At 68.3% G+C, this 18,776-nt stretch carries 14 protein-coding genes and 1 pseudogene; 7 read left to right on the top strand and 8 right to left on the bottom strand.

Translation table 11 applies throughout. The features are described from left to right. Positions 1-259: 259 nt before the first annotated feature. A complete protein-coding gene (locus WS61_RS12170) occupies positions 260-2,461 on the top strand; it encodes a glycoside hydrolase family 3 C-terminal domain-containing protein (protein ID WP_059500872.1) in 2,202 nt (733 codons plus the stop codon). 81 nt (positions 2,462-2,542) lie between these two features. On the opposite strand, the gene WS61_RS35625 is transcribed toward WS61_RS12170, so the two are convergent. Then, positions 2,543-2,668, bottom strand: a complete 126-nt coding sequence (locus WS61_RS35625; protein ID WP_257127250.1) for a hypothetical protein — start codon at positions 2,666-2,668, stop codon at positions 2,543-2,545. After that, a complete protein-coding gene (locus WS61_RS12175) occupies positions 2,665-3,243 on the bottom strand; it encodes a DUF4865 family protein (protein WP_179949680.1) in 579 nt (192 codons plus the stop codon). The genes WS61_RS35625 and WS61_RS12175 overlap by 4 nt, the downstream gene beginning before the upstream one ends. 130 nt (positions 3,244-3,373) lie before the next feature. Between WS61_RS12175 and WS61_RS12180 the strand changes: the two genes are divergently transcribed. Then, the gene (locus tag WS61_RS12180) at positions 3,374-4,231 is read left to right on the top strand and encodes a LysR family transcriptional regulator (RefSeq protein WP_059500701.1); all 858 of its coding nucleotides are present in this window, start codon (positions 3,374-3,376) and stop codon (positions 4,229-4,231) included. 545 nt (positions 4,232-4,776) lie between these two features. Beyond that, positions 4,777-5,364 (top strand): YigZ family protein, encoded by a 588-nt coding sequence (locus WS61_RS12185; RefSeq protein WP_059500702.1) that lies wholly within the window; start codon positions 4,777-4,779, stop codon positions 5,362-5,364. Positions 5,365-5,636: 272 nt separating this feature from the next. Here WS61_RS12185 and ppk2 read toward each other — a convergent pair whose 3' ends face one another. After that, a complete protein-coding gene (ppk2, locus tag WS61_RS12190) occupies positions 5,637-6,587 on the bottom strand; it encodes a polyphosphate kinase 2 (RefSeq protein WP_059500703.1) in 951 nt (316 codons plus the stop codon). Between the two features lie 322 nt (positions 6,588-6,909). Here ppk2 and WS61_RS33230 point away from each other — a divergent pair. After that, positions 6,910-7,102 (top strand): annotated as a pseudogene (locus WS61_RS33230) (alpha/beta hydrolase); the annotation flags it as partial. Positions 7,103-7,190: 88 nt separating this feature from the next. On the opposite strand, the gene ggt reads toward WS61_RS33230, so the two are convergent. After that, positions 7,191-8,912, bottom strand: coding sequence for a gamma-glutamyltransferase (gene ggt / locus WS61_RS12195; protein WP_011547886.1), 1,722 nt, complete (start codon positions 8,910-8,912; stop codon positions 7,191-7,193). Between the two features lie 402 nt (positions 8,913-9,314). Here ggt and WS61_RS12200 point away from each other — a divergent pair, with 402 nt between their 5' ends. The 3 genes from WS61_RS12200 (at position 9,315) to WS61_RS12210 (ending at position 15,956) form a co-directional block, all read left to right on the top strand. Next, positions 9,315-9,839: a metal-dependent hydrolase gene (locus WS61_RS12200; protein ID WP_059500704.1), complete on the top strand. Its 525-nt coding sequence runs from the start codon at positions 9,315-9,317 to the stop codon at positions 9,837-9,839. Positions 9,840-10,040: 201 nt separating this feature from the next. After that, entirely contained in the window at positions 10,041-14,543 is a 4,503-nt protein-coding gene (locus WS61_RS12205; protein WP_059500705.1) for a DEAD/DEAH box helicase, read from the top strand. Positions 14,544-14,681: 138 nt separating this feature from the next. Further along, positions 14,682-15,956, top strand: a complete 1,275-nt coding sequence (locus tag WS61_RS12210; protein WP_059500706.1) for an APC family permease — start codon at positions 14,682-14,684, stop codon at positions 15,954-15,956. A 95-nt stretch (positions 15,957-16,051) separates the two neighbouring features. On the opposite strand, the gene WS61_RS12215 is transcribed toward WS61_RS12210, so the two are convergent. The 4 genes from WS61_RS12215 to WS61_RS12230 all read right to left on the bottom strand — a co-directional run bounded on the left by WS61_RS12215 (position 16,052) and on the right by WS61_RS12230 (position 18,714). Further along, complete coding sequence (locus WS61_RS12215) at positions 16,052-16,348, bottom strand: XRE family transcriptional regulator (protein ID WP_012338300.1); 297 nt, start codon at positions 16,346-16,348, stop codon at positions 16,052-16,054. A gap of 74 nt (positions 16,349-16,422) precedes the next feature. After that, a complete protein-coding gene (locus tag WS61_RS12220) occupies positions 16,423-16,782 on the bottom strand; it encodes a type II toxin-antitoxin system RelE/ParE family toxin (protein WP_059500873.1) in 360 nt (119 codons plus the stop codon). A 130-nt stretch (positions 16,783-16,912) separates the two neighbouring features. After that, positions 16,913-17,899 carry a pca operon transcription factor PcaQ gene (gene pcaQ, locus WS61_RS12225; protein WP_059500707.1) on the bottom strand — a complete coding sequence of 329 codons (987 nt, stop codon included), beginning with the start codon at positions 17,897-17,899 and terminating at the stop codon, positions 16,913-16,915. Between the two features lie 77 nt (positions 17,900-17,976). Continuing rightward, positions 17,977-18,714, bottom strand: a complete 738-nt coding sequence (locus tag WS61_RS12230; RefSeq protein WP_059500708.1) for a helix-turn-helix domain-containing protein — start codon at positions 18,712-18,714, stop codon at positions 17,977-17,979. Between the last annotated feature and the right edge of the window lie 62 nt (positions 18,715-18,776).

Genomic DNA, 18,776 nt, shown 5'->3' on the forward strand with positions numbered 1-18,776 from the left:
GCTGTAGTCAAACTACATTCATACCATTTGTCGTTGCAGAGAATCGCTACATCCGATTCGACAGTGTCGGGCGGCCTACGCGTCGCCGCCCGCATTGACCGGTCGAGCCCAACCGGCCGTAACGATTCCCCGCCTGGCCTGGCATGCCGACGCGCAACCACCCTGCATCGCCAGCCGAATGCGTCCGGTGCGAATCCACCAGGCGCGCGCAGCTCCAGACATCATCCGAACAACCGGCAATACGATCATGGAGAGCAACATGCGGGACACCCTCTGGCCGGCCGTCGTGCTGGCAGCGACCCTCTGCACCACCGCCTACGCCGGCGACGCCGATTTCAATGCGCAGGGCGACGCCACCGACGCGTTCGCATCGGCCGCCGCGCAACGGCGCGCCGACCTGCTCGTGCGCAAGATGACGCTCGACGAGAAACTTCAATTCATTCATTCGCAATACGAAATGTCGAAGGTGCCGGGCGGCGGCGCCGGCTACATCCAGGGCGTGCCGCGACTCGGCATTCCCGATCTGAACATGGTCGATTCGGCGACCGGCTCCGGCAGCACGTCGCAGGCCAGCACGACGTTCCCGGCGACGATCGCGATCGCGGCGAGCTGGGATCGCCGGCTGTCGTACGACTTCGGCAAGCAGGTCGCGATCCAGTTGCGCGCGCAAGGATTCGGCATGGGCCTCGGCGGCGGCACCAACCTCGCGCGCGAGCCGCGCGGCGGCCGTCTGTTCGAGTATCTCGGCGAGGATCCGTTACTGGCCGGCGACCTGCTCGCCGAACGCACGCTCGCCACGCAGCGACAGAAGGTCATCGCCACGATCAAGCACTACGCGGGCAACGAGCAGGAGCACGGCCGGATGGGCGGCAATACGCAGATCGACGAACGCACGCTGCGCGAGCTGTATCTGTTGCCGTTCGAGATCGCCGCGAAGCGCGGCCGGCCCGGCAGCGTGATGTGCAGCTACAACCGCCTGAACGGCACCTATGCGTGCGAGAACTCTCATCTGCTGAACGACGTGCTGAAGAACGAATGGGGCTTCCAGGGCCAGGTGCAGTCCGACTGGGGCGCGACGCACAGCACCGCCGCCGCGATCAACGCCGGGCTCGACGAGGAAGAGGACGTCGGGCCGAGCGTCTACCTGACGCCCGCGGCCGTCAAGCAGGCGATCGCGAACGGCTCGGTGTCGACCGCACGCCTCGACGACATGGTGCGCCGCAAGCTCGCCGTGATGATCCGCGTCGGCGTGATGGACGATCCAGCCAAAGGCGGCGGCACGATCGATTTCGCGGCCGGCAACCGGTTCGCGCAGGCAGCCGCCGAGCAGTCGATCGTTCTGCTGAAGAACGACGGCAACCAGTTGCCGCTCGTCGCGTCGGCGCTGTCGCGCATCGCCGTGATCGGCGGCCATGCCGATGCGGCCGTGCTGTCCGGCGGCGGTTCGGGCAACACGCGCGATCCCGTATCGGGTTCGTTCGCAGGCTGCGGCGGCCTGACGTTCGGGTCGTCGACCGGCTGCAGCTGGTGGCGCAATCCGTGGCTCAAGGTCGACGTGCCGATCGTTGCCGCAATCCGCGCGTTGGCGCCGGCCGCGCAGGTCACGTATGCGGGCAACAGCGACCAGCAGTCGCCGTTCCGCGCGTACACGCAGCAGGAGATCGACCAGGCCGCGGCGCTCGCGGGCCGCTCTGACGTCGCGATCGTCGTGGTCGCGCAGCCGGCCGGCGAGGATTTCGGCGATCTGCAGAGCCTGAGCCTCGCGAATCCGTCGAACCAGGATGCGCTCGTCGAAGCCGTCGCGCGCGCGAATCCGCATACGATCGTCGTCGTCCAGAGCGGCAACCCGGTGCTGATGCCGTGGAAGGACAACGTGTCGGCCATCGTCGAGGCGTGGTATCCGGGCGAAGCCGGCGGCAAGGCGATCGCGAACGTGCTGTTCGGTGCGGTCAACCCGTCCGGCAAGCTGCCCGTGACTTTCCCGGCGCGCGATCAGGATTCGCCGACGTGGGGGCAAAACGGCACGTTCGAGACCGACCCGGTGTACGCGGAAAAGCTGAACATGGGCTACCGCTGGTATGACGCGCGCAACATCAAGCCGATGTTCGAGTTCGGCTACGGCCTGTCGTATACGCACTTCGCGTATTCGGGTCTGTCGGTGTCGAAGCAATGGGACGGCTCGCTGAGCGTTGCGTTTACCGTGCGCAACGACGGGCGCGTTGCCGGCGCGGAAACGCCGCAGGTCTATCTCGGCGTGCCGTACAAGGACGAGCCGCCGAAGCGGCTGGTCGGCTGGGAAAAGATCCGGCTGAATCCGGGCGAAGCGCGGCGTGTGCATGTGACCGTGTCGCCGCGGATGCAGAGCGTCTGGGATACGTCGCGCAACGGCTGGCGGGTTGTCCCGGGCGGGACCGTGTACGTCGGCGCGTCGTCGCGCGACATCCGCTTGCAGGGCCACTGACCGAGCGACGATGAAGCGACCGGGGGCGCCATGCATCGCAGGCGCGGCGCTCCCGCGTCGACCATCGCTGCGCCGAAGCGCTTACCTGAGCAACAGCGCCAGCAGCGTCGAAAGCGCCGCAATCGCGGCGATCCCCGCCACCACCCCCGCCAGATGCGCGGCAATCACCACGCCGGCCGGCAATCGCGACGCGATGCCGGCCATCACGCGCCGCCCGCTTCCAGCGTGTCGAGCAGCGGCTTCGCCAGATGCAGGACCTGGTACACCGTGCCCGCGCCGCCGTCATCCGGTTCGTGTTCCGTCACGAGCGCACGCGTCAGCCGCCAGCGCAGCGGATCGACACTGACGGCTGCCGCAACCACGCCCTGCCGAGCCGCCGCGTCGCGATTGCGTGCGATCTCCCGCGCCAGTGTCGCGTCGAGATCGGCGTCCGCCGGGATCTCGATCGTTTCCAGACGAGCGAAACGTCCCGTCGACGCACTGCCCTTGCGTGCGTCGAGCGCAACCTGCGTGTCGATCGACGCGCGGCCGAAGCTGTCCGTCACGACCCGAAAGCGGCCGTCCGTCACGAACCGCGCGAACGCCTGTTCGTTGCGCCACAGGTAAAACGACGCATAGCCGTTTTCCGTCGCGCCGTGACGGCCGGCCTCGCGCAGCAGGAAGCCCTTGAACAGCAGGTCCGGCGTGTCGTCCCACAGCCGGCCGCGCTCGCGCACGCGATTGCGGATGATGTCGAGGTCGTAGTCCGCCGGCAGGCGGTGCACGTAGTACGCGGTCAGCATGATCGACTCCTGACGAAAGAAATCCACGGAATTCCGGACGACATGAAGGCAGCGTAGAAGACCTTGAATCATTTGAAAAGACGATGGCAGAATATTTCAATGATTCGATTCTGAAATGAATGAGGGTGCGATGAAAACGCTCGACGTCGAGGCCGTGCAGGCATTCGTGCTGACCGCCGATCTCAAGAGCTTCACGCGGGCCGCGGAAGCGCTGGACACGACGCAGTCCGCGGTGAGCCTGAAGATCAAGCGGCTGGAAGACGGGCTCGGCCGCCGCCTGCTGGAACGCACGCCGCGCCAGGTTCGCCTGTCGGCCGACGGCACAGCGTTCCTGGAACCGGCGCGCGAACTGGTGGCCGCTCACCACGGCGCAATCAGCGCATTCGGCACGAGCCAGCGACGGTTGGTCATCGGCGTCAGCCACCATGTCGTCGGCGCCGATCTCCCGATGCTGCTGCGGCGGATGAGCGAAGCGGAGCCGGCGCTCGTGCTGGAGATCCGCGTCGCCACGTCGCGCGACGTGCTCGAGGCGTTCGATCGCGGCCAGCTCGATGCGGCCGTCGCGCTGCAGCACGACAGCCGGCGGCTCGACGGCGAAACCATCCTGTCGGAGTCGTTCGGCTGGATGGCGGCGGCCGATTTCGAGCACCATCCGCCGCAACCGCTGCGGCTCGCCACGCAGGCCGAACCATGCAGCGTGCGCCGCATGGCGGTCGACGCGCTGGACCAAGCCGGTGTCGCATGGACGGAAGTCTTTGTCGGCGGCGGCGTGGCGACGATCGGCGCGGCGGTGTCCGCGGGGCTTGCCGTCGCGGCGCTCGGGCATCGCGTCGCGCCCGCCGGCACCGTCGACGTAGGTGCGCGGTACGGGCTGCCGCCGCTTCCCACGCGCGATGTGGTGCTCCACTCGAATCTGACCGATGCACGAGCCAGGCAGGCGCTGCGCACGCTGGGCGCGGCGCTACGGTCGTCGGTTGGCGTGCGTTGATGCCGCGCGCGGGTTCGACGAACCGACTTGAACGCCTCACAGGAAAGCGACATGCATGCGCCGGACGAACCGGTGAACGAACGTGGCTCCGCGCTTGCGCCCCTGATCGAGCGGGCGACGGCAGCGAGTCGCCGTTGCGAGATATTGCAGGTCGGTTGGTCCTCTTCGCGCACCCCGGAATACGCATCCGACGCCATCCCGGTCGGCCGTGTATCCGACTGACGAATAACCGCCCATTGCCCCGCATCCCGGTTGACGAGCCAGATCCGCTCGATGCCGTGAAATTCGGTTGCAACGCGCTTGACCGTACTCCGCGACAGGTCGAGCCGTCCCCATCGATCCCCGGTGCGCTTCGTCGATTCGTATCCGGCACGTCGCCTGAACCGTGTTGTGCCGGCATCGAAATGCCTCGACGTGCGCCACGGTAAAATCGCGTCTTCGCCCCGCGCATGGGCCGACGATATCCATCCGCCCCCGGGCCAACGTCAAAAGCATCCACCAGCCATCATCGCCTTGATTTCCCAACGCTTTCCGCGTCGCGACGCATGAGTTACTCGCTCGCCACCGCCTACACCCGCGAACTCGAAATCCGCAAGAGCCGTTTCATCGCGTATGCCGTTCCCGTCGAGGATCGCGATGCCGCGATGCAGGTACTGCAACGCCTGCGCGACGAGCATCCGGCGGCCACCCACGTGTGCTGGGCGCTGCTGGCGGGCGGCCAGTCGGGCATGTCGGACGACGGCGAGCCGTCGGGCACCGCGGGCCGGCCGATCCTCGAAGTGCTGCGCCATCACGACCTCGACGGCGTGCTCGGTGCGGTCGTGCGTTACTACGGCGGCGTGAAGCTCGGCGCGGGCGGGCTGGTGCGGGCGTACACGGACGCGATCGCATCGGCGCTGCTCGATGCCGAGCGCGTCGAGCGCATCCGGCACACGCTGCTCGCGATCGAGATCGGCTACCCGGAGGAGGCGCGCGTGCGTCGCTGGATCGAACAGGCCGGCTACGCGCTGGTGGACAGCGCGTACGGGATGACGGTGAAGCTCGTGATCAAGCTGCCCGAAACCGCCGAAGCCGCGGCAAGAGGCGAACTGTTCGATCTGACGCAGGGGCGCTCGGGGTTTCCGGAGATTTGAGCCGTTGCGGCGACAGGCCCGAGCGCGGCGCAAGCCTGGAGCGCTCGGCGCGCGTCGTTTTCCCCAATGCGTCGGAATCGCGCCGTTTCGACGGCGTCGACGCATATCGACGCGCACCTAGAAGCACGCTGTCGAGGCTGTCCGTCAGACATTCCGAAAGACGGTAAGACCTGGTCGGGCCGAATCGCCCGCCGTCAAGCGGCCACCCCGAAAAAAACGCGCCGCATCGAGCGGCGCGCTTCATCGCATCGCGATCGACCGGCGCGAACCGATCAATAAATCTCCGGCACGATCATGCTGTCGGGCACCGGCCGACGAATGTAATCCTCGTGATGCTCGCGCTGCGGCAGATCGATGGTCGGGCGCGGCACCTCGTGATACGGCACCTGGCCGAGCAGATGGTGAATGCAGTTCAGCCGCGCGCGCTTCTTGTCGACGGCCTGCACGACCCACCACGGCGCCTCGGGAATATGCGTGCGCTGCAGCATCTCTTCCTTCGCGGCCGTATAAGCCTCCCAGCGGCGGCGGCTTTCGAGGTCCATCGGGCTCAGCTTCCACTGCTTCAGCGGATCCGCGATCCGGCTCTGAAAGCGCATCTCCTGCTCGTGATCGGTGATCGAGAACCAGTACTTGACGATCTGGATCCCGCTGCGCACGAGCATCTTCTCGAACTCGGGCACCGACCGGAAAAATTCCTCGTACTCGTCGTCGGTACAGAAATTCATCACGCGCTCGACGCCCGCGCGGTTGTACCAGCTTCGGTCGAACAGCACGATCTCGCCGCCTGCCGGCAGATGCGCGACATAGCGCTGGAAGTACCATTGCGTGCGCTCGCGGTTGTTCGGCGCGGGCAGCGCGGCGACCCGGCACACGCGCGGGTTCAGGCGCTGCGTGATGCGCTTGATCGCCCCGCCCTTGCCGGCCGCGTCACGCCCCTCGAAAATGACGACGAGCCGGTGCCCGGTGCTCACCACCCAGTCCTGCAGCTTCACGAGCTCGCCCTGCAAGCGGAACAACTCGCGGAAATATTCCTTGCGCGCCTGGCGACGCTCTGGCGAGAGCAGCAGGTTCCCGCTGTCGTCGAAGCGGCGGTCGTCGAGCTCCATTTCGAGCTCTTCGTCGTATGCGTCGACGAGATCCTCCTCGAAACGGCGCTGGCGCGCTTCCATCGAGTTCGTATCGGTACGGTCGTCGGTCTCGGTGCGGGTATCGTTGTCGCCCATGGGGCCTCCTTCCATCATTGACGCAGCCAAACTCGGCCATTATCCCAGCGTCGCGCGTCAAATTCATGAAAACAGGCGGCCACGCCCATCGAAAGCGGCATGCGGGCAACCCGCCGCCCGCGCGCGCGACTCCCGCCGGCTCGCCGCGCGTGGGTCGGGCGGCGGCGGCACGACCGTGTCATCCGGCCCCGGCACGCGCCCGCCCTGCGAACGCAACGCCGGTTTCCTGACCGACAGCCCGGTTTTCCGGCCGACGCGCAACACGTGTGCCTCATCCGGTTCGAAGAAGAAATCGTCGCCCCACTGTCGCAGCGACGAGCAACGGAAACAGCCTGCGCGCGCGATCTGGGGAGACGCCGACCGAACATTTGGCGCCGAACACTTCCTGCCGCTCTTTACTGCACTGTTTCCATCCGCGCCGATCGAGCGGCTGGCTGTCGGGCACAACTGCTTCGAGGATGCGCGCGATGCCATTGCCGCGCGGATCGCGGGGCATCATCCGAACGACCGGCTGAAAAAATTCGGCAGCCGGATCGAAACACCGGCTGCCGAACGGCGCGCGCGGCCGCTGTCGCCGACGCGCACGCACGATTCACGTCAACGTCAACGAATGATCCGCGTCACGCCCCGCCCGCGCGGATCGGCCATCGCCTCCGGCGTCTTGCCGTCGATCTTGATGACCTGGATGTCGCCGCTGAAATCCTGTCCCTTCAGCGTATAGCCGCGCGCCTCGATCTGCTTCGCGAGTTCGCCTTCGATCGGGTGGTACGGCTCCCAGAAGATCGTGTTCGGCGGCAGCAGCTGGTGATGGAAACGCATCGCGCCGACGGCTTCCTTCAACGGCATCTTGAAGTCGTAGATGTTGTTGATCACCTGGAAGATCGACGTGAAGATGCGCGAGCCGCCCGGCGTGCCGATCACGAGCGACACCTTGCCGTCCTTCGTCATGATCGTCGGCGACATCGACGACAGCGGGCGCTTCTTCGGTTCGATCGCATTCGCGTCGCTGCCGACCACGCCGAACATGTTCGCGACGCCCGGCTTCGCGGAGAAGTCGTCCATCTCGTCGTTCAGCACGATCCCGGTGCCGTCGGCGATCACGCCCGAGCCGAAGTAGCCGTTGATCGTGTACGTGTTCGACACTGCGTTGCCCCACTTGTCGACCACCGAGAAGTGCGTCGTTTCGGCCTTCTCCGGCATCGTCGTGCCGAGGCCGGGCTGCACGCTCTTCGTGTCCGACGGCTCCTTCGGGTTGACCTCGGCCGCGCGCTTCGCGATGTACGCATCGTCGGTCAGCTGCGCGATCGGCACCTTGTAGAAGTCGGGATCGCCGAGATACTGCGCCCGATCGGCGAACACGCGTTTCTCGATTTCCGCGACGAGGTGGATGTACTGCGGCGAGTTGAGCTTCACGCCCTCGAAGTCCTGCTTCAGGTCGGCCTTCATCTTCAGCAGCTGCACGAGGCCGATGCCGCCGGAGCTCGGCGGCGGCGCGGTGATCACGTCGTAGCCGTTCCACTTCGCCTGCACCGGCTGGCGCCACACCGCGCGGTACTGCGCGAGATCTTCGGTCGTGATCAGCCCGTTGCCGTCGCCGGTCTTCATCGACGCGGCGATCAGCTCGGCCGTCTTGCCCTTGTAGAAACCTTCCGCACCGCCGTCCGCGATGCGCGTCAGCACGTCGGCGAGATCCGGCTGCTTGAAGTTCGCGCCGGCCTTCAGCCCGGAGAAGTACTTGTCGAAGTTGGTCTTGCCGCCGAACTCCTTCGATGCGTCGACGCCGCGCTGCGCGAGCTGCTCGTCGACGACGAAGCCGTCGCGCGCATAGTGGATCGCCGGCGCGAGCACCTGCTTCCATTTCAGCTTGCCGAAGCGCTTCTGCGCTTCCCACATGCCCGCCACGGTGCCCGGCACGCCGACCGCGCGCGGGCCGTACAGGCTCATGCCCTTGACGACGTTGCCGTCCTTGTCGAGGTACATGTCCTTCGTCGCGGCGAGCGGCGCACGCTCGCGGTAGTCGATGAAGTACGGCTTGCCGTCCTTGTAGATCGTCATGAAGCCGCCGCCGCCGATGTTGCCGGCTTCCGGGTACGTGACGGCGAGCGTGAACGCGATCGCGACGGCCGCGTCGATCGCGTTGCCGCCTTCCTTGAAGATCCGCTCCGCCGCATCCGCGCTGTACTTGTCGGCCACCGCCACCGCGGAACTCGTCAGGACCGCGGGCTGCGGCCCTTTCGCATAGGCGGGCGCGTTCGGCAGGAAGCCGATGCCGGCCACCGTCGCCAGCACGGCGGCGGATGATTTGAAGCGATTCAGCGTAGTCATTGCATGTCCCCCATGTGGATCTCCTTCAGGCGCGACGAGCACCTGATCCGTGGATGGCCGCTGGCGCGCCGACGGCCATATGCCGGCTTCGTAGTATAGGGGGACAAAAAGGGTCGAACACACGGCGGCGACGAAAGCGTGCCGGTTGTGTACGCGTGCTCACGTTGCGGCGCCGCGACGCGACGCGCATGGGGATCGTTCGCCATCGCCCGCGGCGCACGCCATCGCGCAATGCACAAAACCGAAAGTTGCGAACCGTGCGACGGCCCTCGCCGCCGATGCAAAAAAATCTGCGAACGACCCGCCCGCGGCACAGGCCGATCTGCGAAGATAGCGCCCCGCTTGCGCGCCGCATCATCGTTTCGTGCACGCGCCGCTTCACGTTTCCCCGTCTCGCTTCCTATGGCATCACACAATGCGCATCATGCGTCCGGCGTCGCGGCCGGCGTCGCCGCCGCCGTCCTCGTCGCGCAAACCGGCGCAACCGGCCCGTGGCACTCGGGCATGCTCGCCGCGTTCGCGGCGGGCGTCGCGGGCGGCACCGCGCCCGACTGGCTCGAAGTCGCATGGTGGAGCCGCAAGCGCCGCCTGTGGATCACGCATCGCACCCTCACGCACTGGGGCATCGGCTGGATCGCGCTGCTCGCGCTCGGATGGCACGGGCTCATCCATCATCCGCATCCGCCATGGGCCGCGCCGCTGTTCGGCTTCGCCTGCGGCGGCGTGATGCATCTGCTCGCCGACTGGCCCAATCCGCTCGGCGTACCGTGGATCTGGCGGCGCCACTCGCTCAACCTGTGGAACAGCGGGCATTGCGACCTGATCGTCGTGGCCGCCGCCTGGGCCGGCACGCTGTGGCTCGCGCAATCGCTGTGGTCGCGTGCGCCGCTGATCGAACACTGGCTCGGCTGGCTGCATCGCGTCTAGTTGCAATTCGACACAAATCGGCACGCGATCGGCATGTCGACGTGCACGCAACTTTCCGTCCATTGAAAGCGCGCTGCAGGCCCCCATCTGACGGTGAATCGTCGGCACGCATGGCCGGCACGCACCGGTGGCGTCTGGCACACTGACGATTCGACTCGCGTGCGATCAATCCGCACGCTCGCACCCCATTTCAACGCTCCGATGGACGTCACAGCTACCCGCCCTGCCGCCCGCGCGCTCGACGTGTTCCACCCGGCCGTCGCCGCGTGGTTCCGGCGCACGTTCGCCGCGCCGACCGGCGCGCAGGCGCTCGCGTGGCCGCACATCAAGGCCGGCCGCTCCACGCTCGTCGCCGCGCCGACCGGCTCCGGCAAGACGCTCACCGCCTTCCTGTGCGCGCTCGACGATCTGGTGCGCGATGCGCTCGCGCACGACGGCACGCTGCCCGACGCGACGCTGGTCGTCTACGTATCGCCGCTGAAGGCGCTGTCGAACGACATCCACGTGAACCTCGACGCGCCGCTCGCCGGCATCGCCGAATCGCTCGCGCAACTCGGCCTGCCGGTCCCGGCGATCCGCACCGCGGTGCGCACCGGCGACACGACGCAGGCCGAGCGCGCGGCGCTGCGCAAGCGCGCGCCGCACATCCTCGTCACGACGCCCGAATCGCTGTACGTGTTGCTGTCGTCCACGTCGGGGCGGCAGATGCTGTCGAGCGTGCGCTCGGTCATCGTCGACGAAATCCATGCGCTGGCGTCGTCCAAGCGCGGCAGCCATCTCGCGCTGTCGCTCGAACGCCTCGACGCGCTGGCCGGGCACGCGCTGCCGCGCATCGGGCTGTCGGCCACGCAAAAGCCGATCGACGCGGTCGCGCGCTTCCTCGTCGGCGGGCCGGCCGACGCGCCGCGCGACTGCGCGATCGTCGACACCGGCCACACCCGCGAGCGCGACCTCGCGCTCGAACTGCCGAACGTGCCGCTCGAACCGGTGATGGCGACCGACGTGTGGGAACAGGTGTACGACCGCATCGCCGGGCTCGCGGCCGCGCATCGCACGACGCTGGTGTTCGTCAACACGCGGCGCACCGCCGAGCGCATGGCGCGCCATCTCGCCGACCGGCTCGGCAAGGACGCGATCGCCGCGCATCACGGCAGTCTGGCTAAGGAGCACCGCTTCGACGCGGAGCAGCGGCTGAAACGCGGCGAATTGAAGCTGCTCGTCGCGACCGCGTCGCTCGAACTCGGCATCGACATCGGCGACGTCGATCTCGTCTGCCAGGTCGGCTCGCCGCGCGGCATCGCGCCGTTCCTGCAGCGCGTCGGCCGCTCGGGGCACCATGTCGGCGGCGTGCCGAAGGGGCGGCTGTTTCCGCTGTCGCGCGACGAGCTGGTCGAATGCGCGGCGCTGCTCGACTGCGTGCAACGCGGCGAACTCGATGCGCTGCGGATTCCCGAAGCGCCGCTCGACGTGCTCGCGCAGCAGATCGTCGCCGAAGTCGCGTGCACGGAATGGCACGAAGACGCGCTGTATGCGAGCTTCACGCGCGCCGCGCCGTACGCGCGGCTGACGCGCGAACGCTTCGACGAAGTAATGAAGATGCTCGCCGAGGGATTCACGAGCCGCCGCGGCGTGCGCGGCGCGTACCTGCACCGCGACGTGGTCGGCGGCACCGTGCGCGGCCGCCGCAACGCGATGATGACCGCGACCACCTCCGGCGGCACGATTCCCGACATGGCCGACTACGCGGTGCTGCTCGAACCGCAGGGCATCCAGGTCGGCACCGTCAACGAGGATTTCGCGATCGAAAGTCTGGCCGGCGACGTGTTCCAGCTCGGCAACCAATCGTACCGGATCATTCGCGTGGAAACGGGCCGCGTGCGCGTCGAGGACGCGCAAGGTCAATCGCCGAGCATTCCGTTCTGGCTCGGCGAGGGGCTCGGACGCAGCGACGAGCTGTCGGCGGCGGTCGGGCGGCTGCGCGCACGGATCGACGGCCTGCTCGCGGAAGGCGACCGGCAGGCGAACGCCGGCGGACGCAAGCGCGCGGTCGGCAACGCGGCGGGCAAGACGGAGACGCACGGTAACGCCCAACCAGCGGCCCTGGCCGGCATCGTCACCGACTCGCGAACCGATGCCGCCGCCACCGCGCTCGCGCCCGCCGAAAGCCGCCTCGCGCCCGCGTTGCGCTGGCTCGTCGACGATCTCCGCCTGTCGCCCGACGCCGCACGCCAGATCGCCGACTACCTCGCGCGCACCCGCTCGGCGCTCGGCGCATTGCCGACGCAGGACACGCTCGTGATGGAGCGTTTCTTCGACGAATCGGGCGGCACGCAGCTCGTGATCCATTCGCCGTTCGGCAGCCGGATCAACCGTGCATGGGGGCTCGCGCTGCGCAAGCGCTTCTGTCGCAACTTCAACTTCGAACTGCAGGCCGCCGCGACCGACGACGCGATCATCCTGTCGCTGTCGCTCGCGCACAGCTTCGCACTCGACGAAGTGTGGCGCTACCTGCGTTCGGCCAGCGCCGAGCACGTGCTGATCCAGGCGCTGCTCGACGCGCCGATGTTCGGCGTGCGCTGGCGCTGGAACGCGACCACCGCGCTTGCGCTGCCGCGTTTCACCGGCGGCCGGCGCACGGCGCCGCAACTGCAGCGGATGAAGAGCGACGATCTGCTCGCGACGGTGTTCCCCGATCAGGCCGCATGTCTCGAGAACATCGTCGGCGAACGCGAGATTCCGCATCATCCGCTCGTCGACCAGACGCTCGACGATTGCCTGCACGACGCGATGGACACCGACGGCTGGCTTGCGCTGCTGCGCCGGATCGAGAGCGGCGCGATCGAACTCGTCGAGCGCGACTTGCCCGCGCCGTCGCCGCTCGCGGCCGAGATCCTGAACGCGAAGCCCTACGCATTCCTCGACGATGCGCCGCTCGAGGAACGCCGCACGCAGGCCGTGCAGTCGCGCCGCTGGAGCGATCCCGAATCGGCCGACGATCTCGGCGCGCTCGACGCCGACGCGATCGCCGCCGTGCGCGACGAAGCGTGGCCGCTCGCGCGCGACGCCGACGAAATGCACGATGCGCTGCTTACGCTCGCATGCGTCGCCGACAGCGAGGCGCACGCGCACGCAGGCTGGCCCGAGCGACTCGCGGAACTCGCGGAACGCCGCCGCGCGACGAAACTCGCGACGCCGGGCGGCGCCGTGCTGTGGGTGCCGGTCGAGCGGCTCGTGTGCGTGCGCGCGCTGCATCCCGACGCCCGCACGACACCGGCGCTCAAGGTACCGGCCGCGTGCGCGCAGCCGTGGGAAGCCGATGCGGCGCTCGTCGATGTGATCCGCGCGCGACTCACCGGCTTCGGGCCGCTCACGCTCGATGCGATCGCCGCGCCGCTCGGCCTGCCGCCCGCGTCGATCGCGACGGCGCTCGTGGCGCTGGAGCGCGAAGGCTACGTGATGCGCGGCCGCTTCACGCCGGGCGTGACGACCGACGAATGGTGCGAACGTCACCTGCTCGCGCGCATTCATCGCTATACGGTGAAGCGGCTGCGTCGCGAGATCGAGCCGGTCGAACGCGCCGATTTCATGCGCTTCCTGTTCCATTGGCAGCACCTGACGCCCGACACGCGCGGCACCGGTCGCGACGCGCTGGCAGCCGTGGTCGAACAGCTCGAAGGCTACGAGGCCGCGGCGAGCGCCTGGGAAGACGCGCTGCTGCCCGCGCGGCTCACCGACTACACGGCGGGCGGCCTCGACGAGCTGTGCCGCTCCGGCAAGCTGGTGTGGACCCGCATCGGCGCGCCGGCGCGCGCGGCCGGCACGCCCGTGAAGACGACGCCGATCGTGCTGTTGCCGCGCCGCCATCTTTCCGCATGGCAGGCGCTGCGCGATCCCGATGCGCAGCCGGCGCTATCCGCACGCGCCACACAGGTGCGCGACGCGCTTGCCGCGCACGGCGCGATGTTCTTCGACGCATTGCTCGACGACCTGCACATGCTGCCCGTCGAACTCGAACAGGCGCTCGGCGAACTCGTGTCGGCCGGCCTCGTGAACGCGGACAGTTACGCGGGCCTGCGCGCGCTGCTGAAGCCGGCCGTCAAGCGCAGCGCGACCTATGCACCGCGTACACGACGCGGCGGCGCGCTGATCGGCGGGATGGACGACGCCGGCCGCTGGGCGCTCGTGCAGCGTCGGGCACCACCGGACGACGGCGCGCCCGCACCGAAACGCGGCCCCGCCACGACCGATCCCGACGCACTCGAACACATCGTGTGGACGCTGCTGCGCCGCTACGGCGTCGTGTTCTGGCGGCTGCTCGAACGCGAAGCCGACTGGCTGCCGAGCTGGCGCGAACTCGTGCGCGTGCTGCAGCGCCTCGAAGCACGCGGCGAGATTCGCGGCGGTCGGTTCGTCGCCGGGCTCGCGGGCGAGCAGTTCGCGCTGCCCGAGGCCATCCCGATCCTGCGCGAACTGCGCCGGCAACCGGGCGATGGGCAGTATGTATGCGTGACGGGCGCCGACCCGCTGAATCTCGCCGGCACGCTGCTGCCCGGCGACAAGGTGCCGGCGCTGGCCGGCAATCGCGTGCTGTTCCGCGATGGCGTGCCCGTCGCATCGCTGGTATCGGGTACGTTCCACTACGCGCCCGAGCTGTCGCCCGCCGCGCGCGAGGACGCGCGCCTGCGGCTCGCGCGTTCCTGCTGACATCGGCTGACACGCACGCGGCACAAGACTACTGATCGCCGGGCCGCGCGGTCGCCATCGTTCCGGTAGCATCGAACGATCGACCGCGCGCTTGCACGCCTCGCCCACACAAGACAAGACTTCCGGAGACTGCCGCTCATGCCTTCGCATGCCGATTCGCCCGCTGCCCATCACGCGGGTTCGCTGACCATTTTCCAGGGCGCCGCGCTCTATATCGGCGCGGTGCTCGGCACCGGCGTGATCGCGCTGCCCGCGCTCGCCGCCGAAGTCGCCGGACCGGCCTCGCTACTCGCATGGGCCGCGCTCGTCGTACTGTCCGGGCCGCTCGCGGCCACCTTCGCCGCACTCGGCGCCCGCTATCCCGATGCCGGCGGCGTGTCGACCTACGCGCGGCGCGCATTCGGCCCGAAGGCAGCGGCGATCGTCGGCTGGTGCTTCTACTTCGCGGTGCCGGCCGGCGCGCCGGCCGCCGCGATGTTCGGCGGCGCATACGTCGCGGCCGTCACGGGCGGCGGACACACGACGGTCGTCGTCACGGCCGCCGCGCTGATCGCGACCGTGTCGGCCGCGAACGCATTCGGCGTCACCGTGTCGGGCCGCATGCAACTGGTGTTGTCGGCGCTGCTCGTCGCGCTGCTGCTTGCCGCGGTGCTTGCGTCCGCGCCGCATGCCCGCGCCGCAAACCTGCATCCGTTCGCCCCGCACGGCTGGCTCGCGGTTGGCCAGGCTGCCGCGCTGCTCGTGTGGAGCTTCGCCGGCTGGGAAGCGATCACGCATCTCGCGGCCGAATTCCGCCGGCCCGCGCACGACATGCCGCGCTCGGCCGGCATCGCGGTCGTGGTCGTCGGGTTCCTGTATCTGTCGGTGGCCGCCGCGAGCGTGACGGTGCTCGGGCCTTCCGCGGGTGCATCGGGCGCGCCGCTCGCCGAACTGATCGCGGGCGGCATCGGCGGCCATGCGCAGGTGCTGGCGGCCGCCGCTGCACTGCTGCTCACGCTCGGCACGATGAACGCATATTTCGCCGGCGCGGCAAAACTCGGCGCGGCGCTCGGGCGCGACGGCGCACTGCCCGCATGGCTCGCGCAAGGCAGCCAGGTCGGCGGCGTGCCGCGCCGCAGCCTCGGCGTGATCGCGGTGCTCGCGGCCATCGCGTTGGCCGCCACGGCGCTGTCGGACGTCGGACCGAAGCCGCTCGTGCTCGTGACGTCGGGGTGTTTCGTGATGGTGTACGGGCTCGGCGCGGCGGCTGCGCTGAAGCTGCTGCCGCGTGGCGGCATCGCATATCGTTGCGCGTGGATTTCGCTGATTGCGGTCGCCGGGCTGTTCGTGACGACCGGATGGTATTTCCTGTGCCCGCTGCTGCTCGCGGGCGGCGCACTGCTTTATCTGCAGGTTACCGGCCCGCGTCAATGATCCGATATGCGCCGCGGGCCGACGCCCACCGGCTCGCCGCACCGATCGCACGAACGATCACGCCGATCCGGCCGTGCGCCGTTCGTTCGCGCCCGTCAGGCCGGCACCAGCTCGAAGCTGAGCCGTTTGCCGAGCGCGGCGGCCGCGCTCGCGAGCGTCGCCAGCGTGAGGCTCGTGTCGGTTTCGTCGAGCAGACGGTTGAGCGCGGCGCGGCTGGTCTTCATCCGCGCGGCCATCGCGGTTTTCGTGATGTGCTGCGCCTTCATTTCCTGCCCGATCTGCCACGCGATCACGCGCTTGATCGCGGTGGCGGTGGCCGCTTCGAGATTGCCGTCCGCTTCGAGGAAGGCGTCGAAATCGCTGCCGATATGCGGATTGTTCGTGGTCGTCATGTCGTACTCCAGGTGCATGGCGTTGCCGGCAGCCCGACCGTCGGAGACGGTGCGTTCCGGCGCAACCGGGGAATTCAGATGGCGTGCGTCAGCGCTTTCAAGCGCGCGACGGTGACGTCGAGATCGTCCGACGGCGTAGCTCGCGACTGCTTGAAGAAGCCGTGCAGCAGCACCATCGTGTCGCCGACGACCGTGAACAGCACGCGCGCGCTTCGCCCCGGCACCGTCACGCGGATCTCCCACAGATCCTTCGCCATCTTCCGGACCAGCGGCATGCCGAGCGGCCAGCCGAGTTGAACGGTCTTGATCTCTTCGCCGATCGCCCTTCGCTCCGCCTGCCCGAGCGCATCGAGCCATTCGCGCACCGGCTCGTGGCCGCGGGCCGTCCGGAAGAACCGCACGCCGAGCGTGACCTGAATCTGCTGTCTCGCCATCGTCTTGTCATCCATCGTATCAAAAACGGTACGATATGCCAAGCACCCCGATGATGGCTACTGACCGGATGGCCACTCAATCCTTCGGCAAGCAGCAGATCGGACCCGGCGCATCCGCCAGGCCGGTGGATCACCGCTTGCCGCGAGCGCGCTTGCGCGCCGCGCGTGGCGCCTGGTGCGGGCGCGCATTGCCGAACCGCGATCGCGCGATGTCGCGCACCGCATCGATCAGCGTCCGCGCGACCGGCGACGGCTGCGCATCGGTACGCAGCACGAGCCCGACCGGCTCGTCGGTGCCCGCCGACGGCAGCGGCAGGCGCGCCAGCGCGCCGGCCGACAGATCGTATTCGGCTGCATAGAGCGGCACGAACCAGACCGCATCGTTCTCGAGCGCCAGTGCGCGCGCGACCGATACCGACAGCACCTCGATGAACGAATCCAGCGGCGGCGCGCCGCATGCGCCGAGCAGTTGCTCGGCGGACTGGCGGATCAACGTGCCGAACGGCGGCAGCACGACCGGGTAGCGCGCCAGCTCGGCGGCCGGCGCCGCGCTCGCGAGCAGCGGATGCCCGGCACGCACGACCGCGACGAGCGGCTCGTTGTACAACTGCTCGAACGCGAGCCCGATCATCCGCTCCGGCTCCGACAGCCGCCCGATCGCACATTCGATCGCCCCGGATTTCAGACGCTCGAGCAACTCGGCGTTCGCGGCCGTCGCGATCCGCACGACGATGCGCGGCCAGCGCGCGGTCAGCGCCTTCATCAAGGCCGGTGCGAGCGAAGCCGCGACGGTCGGCAGCATGCCGATTTCCAGCGTCGCGGCAGCGGCCCCGCCCTCGCGCGCCAGCAGCCCGACGCCCTGCCGCAGCGCCAATACGCACGCATTCGCGTGCGGCATGAACAGTTGCGCTTCGCGGGTGGGCTGTGCGCCGTGCCGGCCGCGCTCGAACAGCTTCACGCCGAGGATCGCCTCCAGCTCGGCGATCGTCTTCGACACGGCCGGTTGCGTGATCGACAGGCTTTCGGCCGCCTTCTGCACGCCGCCCAGTTGCGCGACCGCGAGAAAACACTGCAGGTGCCGGAATTTGACGCGACCGTCGGCGATACGGTTATTCATAACGAGTGGTTATGCGAATGACGATGAATCGCCATTTTGCATAACTTTCCGGAAAGGCCCAAGCGTTCGGCACGGCGTCATGCATGGCGCCGCAGCGCGTGGAATCCCGTTGGCTCCCAGATCCGTTTCGCGATCAGCAGGGCCGTGCCGTGCTTCTGTCCGAGCGGCGCGGACGATGACTCCGCATGCAGCGCCGCCGCCTTGCTGCTCAGCCGCCGCAACTCTTGTTCGAGCTCCGCGGCGGCCGCGTCCGTCAGCATTCCTTGCAGGAACGTCATCGTCTCGCCCGGGCCGTCGAAGCGGCTGCCGAGAAAGTCGTCGAGCACGTGCGCATGGAAGTAGCGGCGGATCGGCCCGCCCGGCAGCCAGTCGAAATCGCGCGCGACGCGTACGCGAATCCGGTCGCCGGGCAGCAGCGCGATCACGTTCATCCGGTCGAGCATCAGTAGATACTTCACGCACTCGGCCTGCGTGACGCGATAGGCCGACACGATGTCCTGCACGGTCCAGTAATTGATCGCGCACACGGCGACCAGCAGCAGCTTCTCGTCCGACACGAGCAACGCCTCCTGCTGCTCGGTCAGCACGCGCAAGCGCGGCGCGGACGCGGATGCTTCCTGCACGAGCTCGGCGAGCGTATAGCCGAGCAGTTGCGCGATCTCCGCGATGCGCTCCAGCGTGAAGCGGCCGCTCGCGAACAGCCGCTTCACGCTCGTCTCGGAGATGTCGAGCGCACGCGCGACGTCCCGATAAGTCATTCCCTGTGCCTTCAACTGGCGCTTCAGCGTTTCGATGAGTTGGGCGGTCTCGGTCATGTTGGTATCGAAAAATGATGCTCGTGGTCGGATATTAGGCTACTCACACATCCACATCAGCA

The organism is Burkholderia sp. ABCPW 11, from assembly GCF_001523445.1.
Taxonomy (GTDB): domain Bacteria; phylum Pseudomonadota; class Gammaproteobacteria; order Burkholderiales; family Burkholderiaceae; genus Burkholderia.

Bases quoted from the DNA above. Each gene is read 5' to 3' on its own strand.
- WS61_RS12230 (WP_059500708.1), bottom strand. From the start codon at position 18,714: ATGACCGAGACCGCCCAACTCATCGAAACGCTGAAGCGCCAGTTGAAG.
- WS61_RS12220 (WP_059500873.1), bottom strand. From the start codon at position 16,782: ATGGCGAGACAGCAGATTCAGGTCACGCTCGGCGTGCGGTTCTTCCGG.
- WS61_RS12215 (WP_012338300.1), bottom strand. From the start codon at position 16,348: ATGACGACCACGAACAATCCGCATATCGGCAGCGATTTCGACGCCTTC.
- ggt (WP_011547886.1), bottom strand. From the start codon at position 8,912: ATGACTACGCTGAATCGCTTCAAATCATCCGCCGCCGTGCTGGCGACG.
- WS61_RS12170 (WP_059500872.1), top strand. From the start codon at position 260: ATGCGGGACACCCTCTGGCCGGCCGTCGTGCTGGCAGCGACCCTCTGC.
- WS61_RS12205 (WP_059500705.1), top strand. From the start codon at position 10,041: ATGGACGTCACAGCTACCCGCCCTGCCGCCCGCGCGCTCGACGTGTTC.
- WS61_RS12180 (WP_059500701.1), top strand. From the start codon at position 3,374: ATGAAAACGCTCGACGTCGAGGCCGTGCAGGCATTCGTGCTGACCGCC.
- WS61_RS12210 (WP_059500706.1), top strand. From the start codon at position 14,682: ATGCCTTCGCATGCCGATTCGCCCGCTGCCCATCACGCGGGTTCGCTG.
- WS61_RS12185 (WP_059500702.1), top strand. From the start codon at position 4,777: ATGAGTTACTCGCTCGCCACCGCCTACACCCGCGAACTCGAAATCCGC.
- pcaQ (WP_059500707.1), bottom strand. From the start codon at position 17,899: ATGAATAACCGTATCGCCGACGGTCGCGTCAAATTCCGGCACCTGCAG.
- ppk2 (WP_059500703.1), bottom strand. From the start codon at position 6,587: ATGGGCGACAACGATACCCGCACCGAGACCGACGACCGTACCGATACG.
- WS61_RS12200 (WP_059500704.1), top strand. From the start codon at position 9,315: ATGGCATCACACAATGCGCATCATGCGTCCGGCGTCGCGGCCGGCGTC.
- WS61_RS12175 (WP_179949680.1), bottom strand. From the start codon at position 3,243: ATGCTGACCGCGTACTACGTGCACCGCCTGCCGGCGGACTACGACCTC.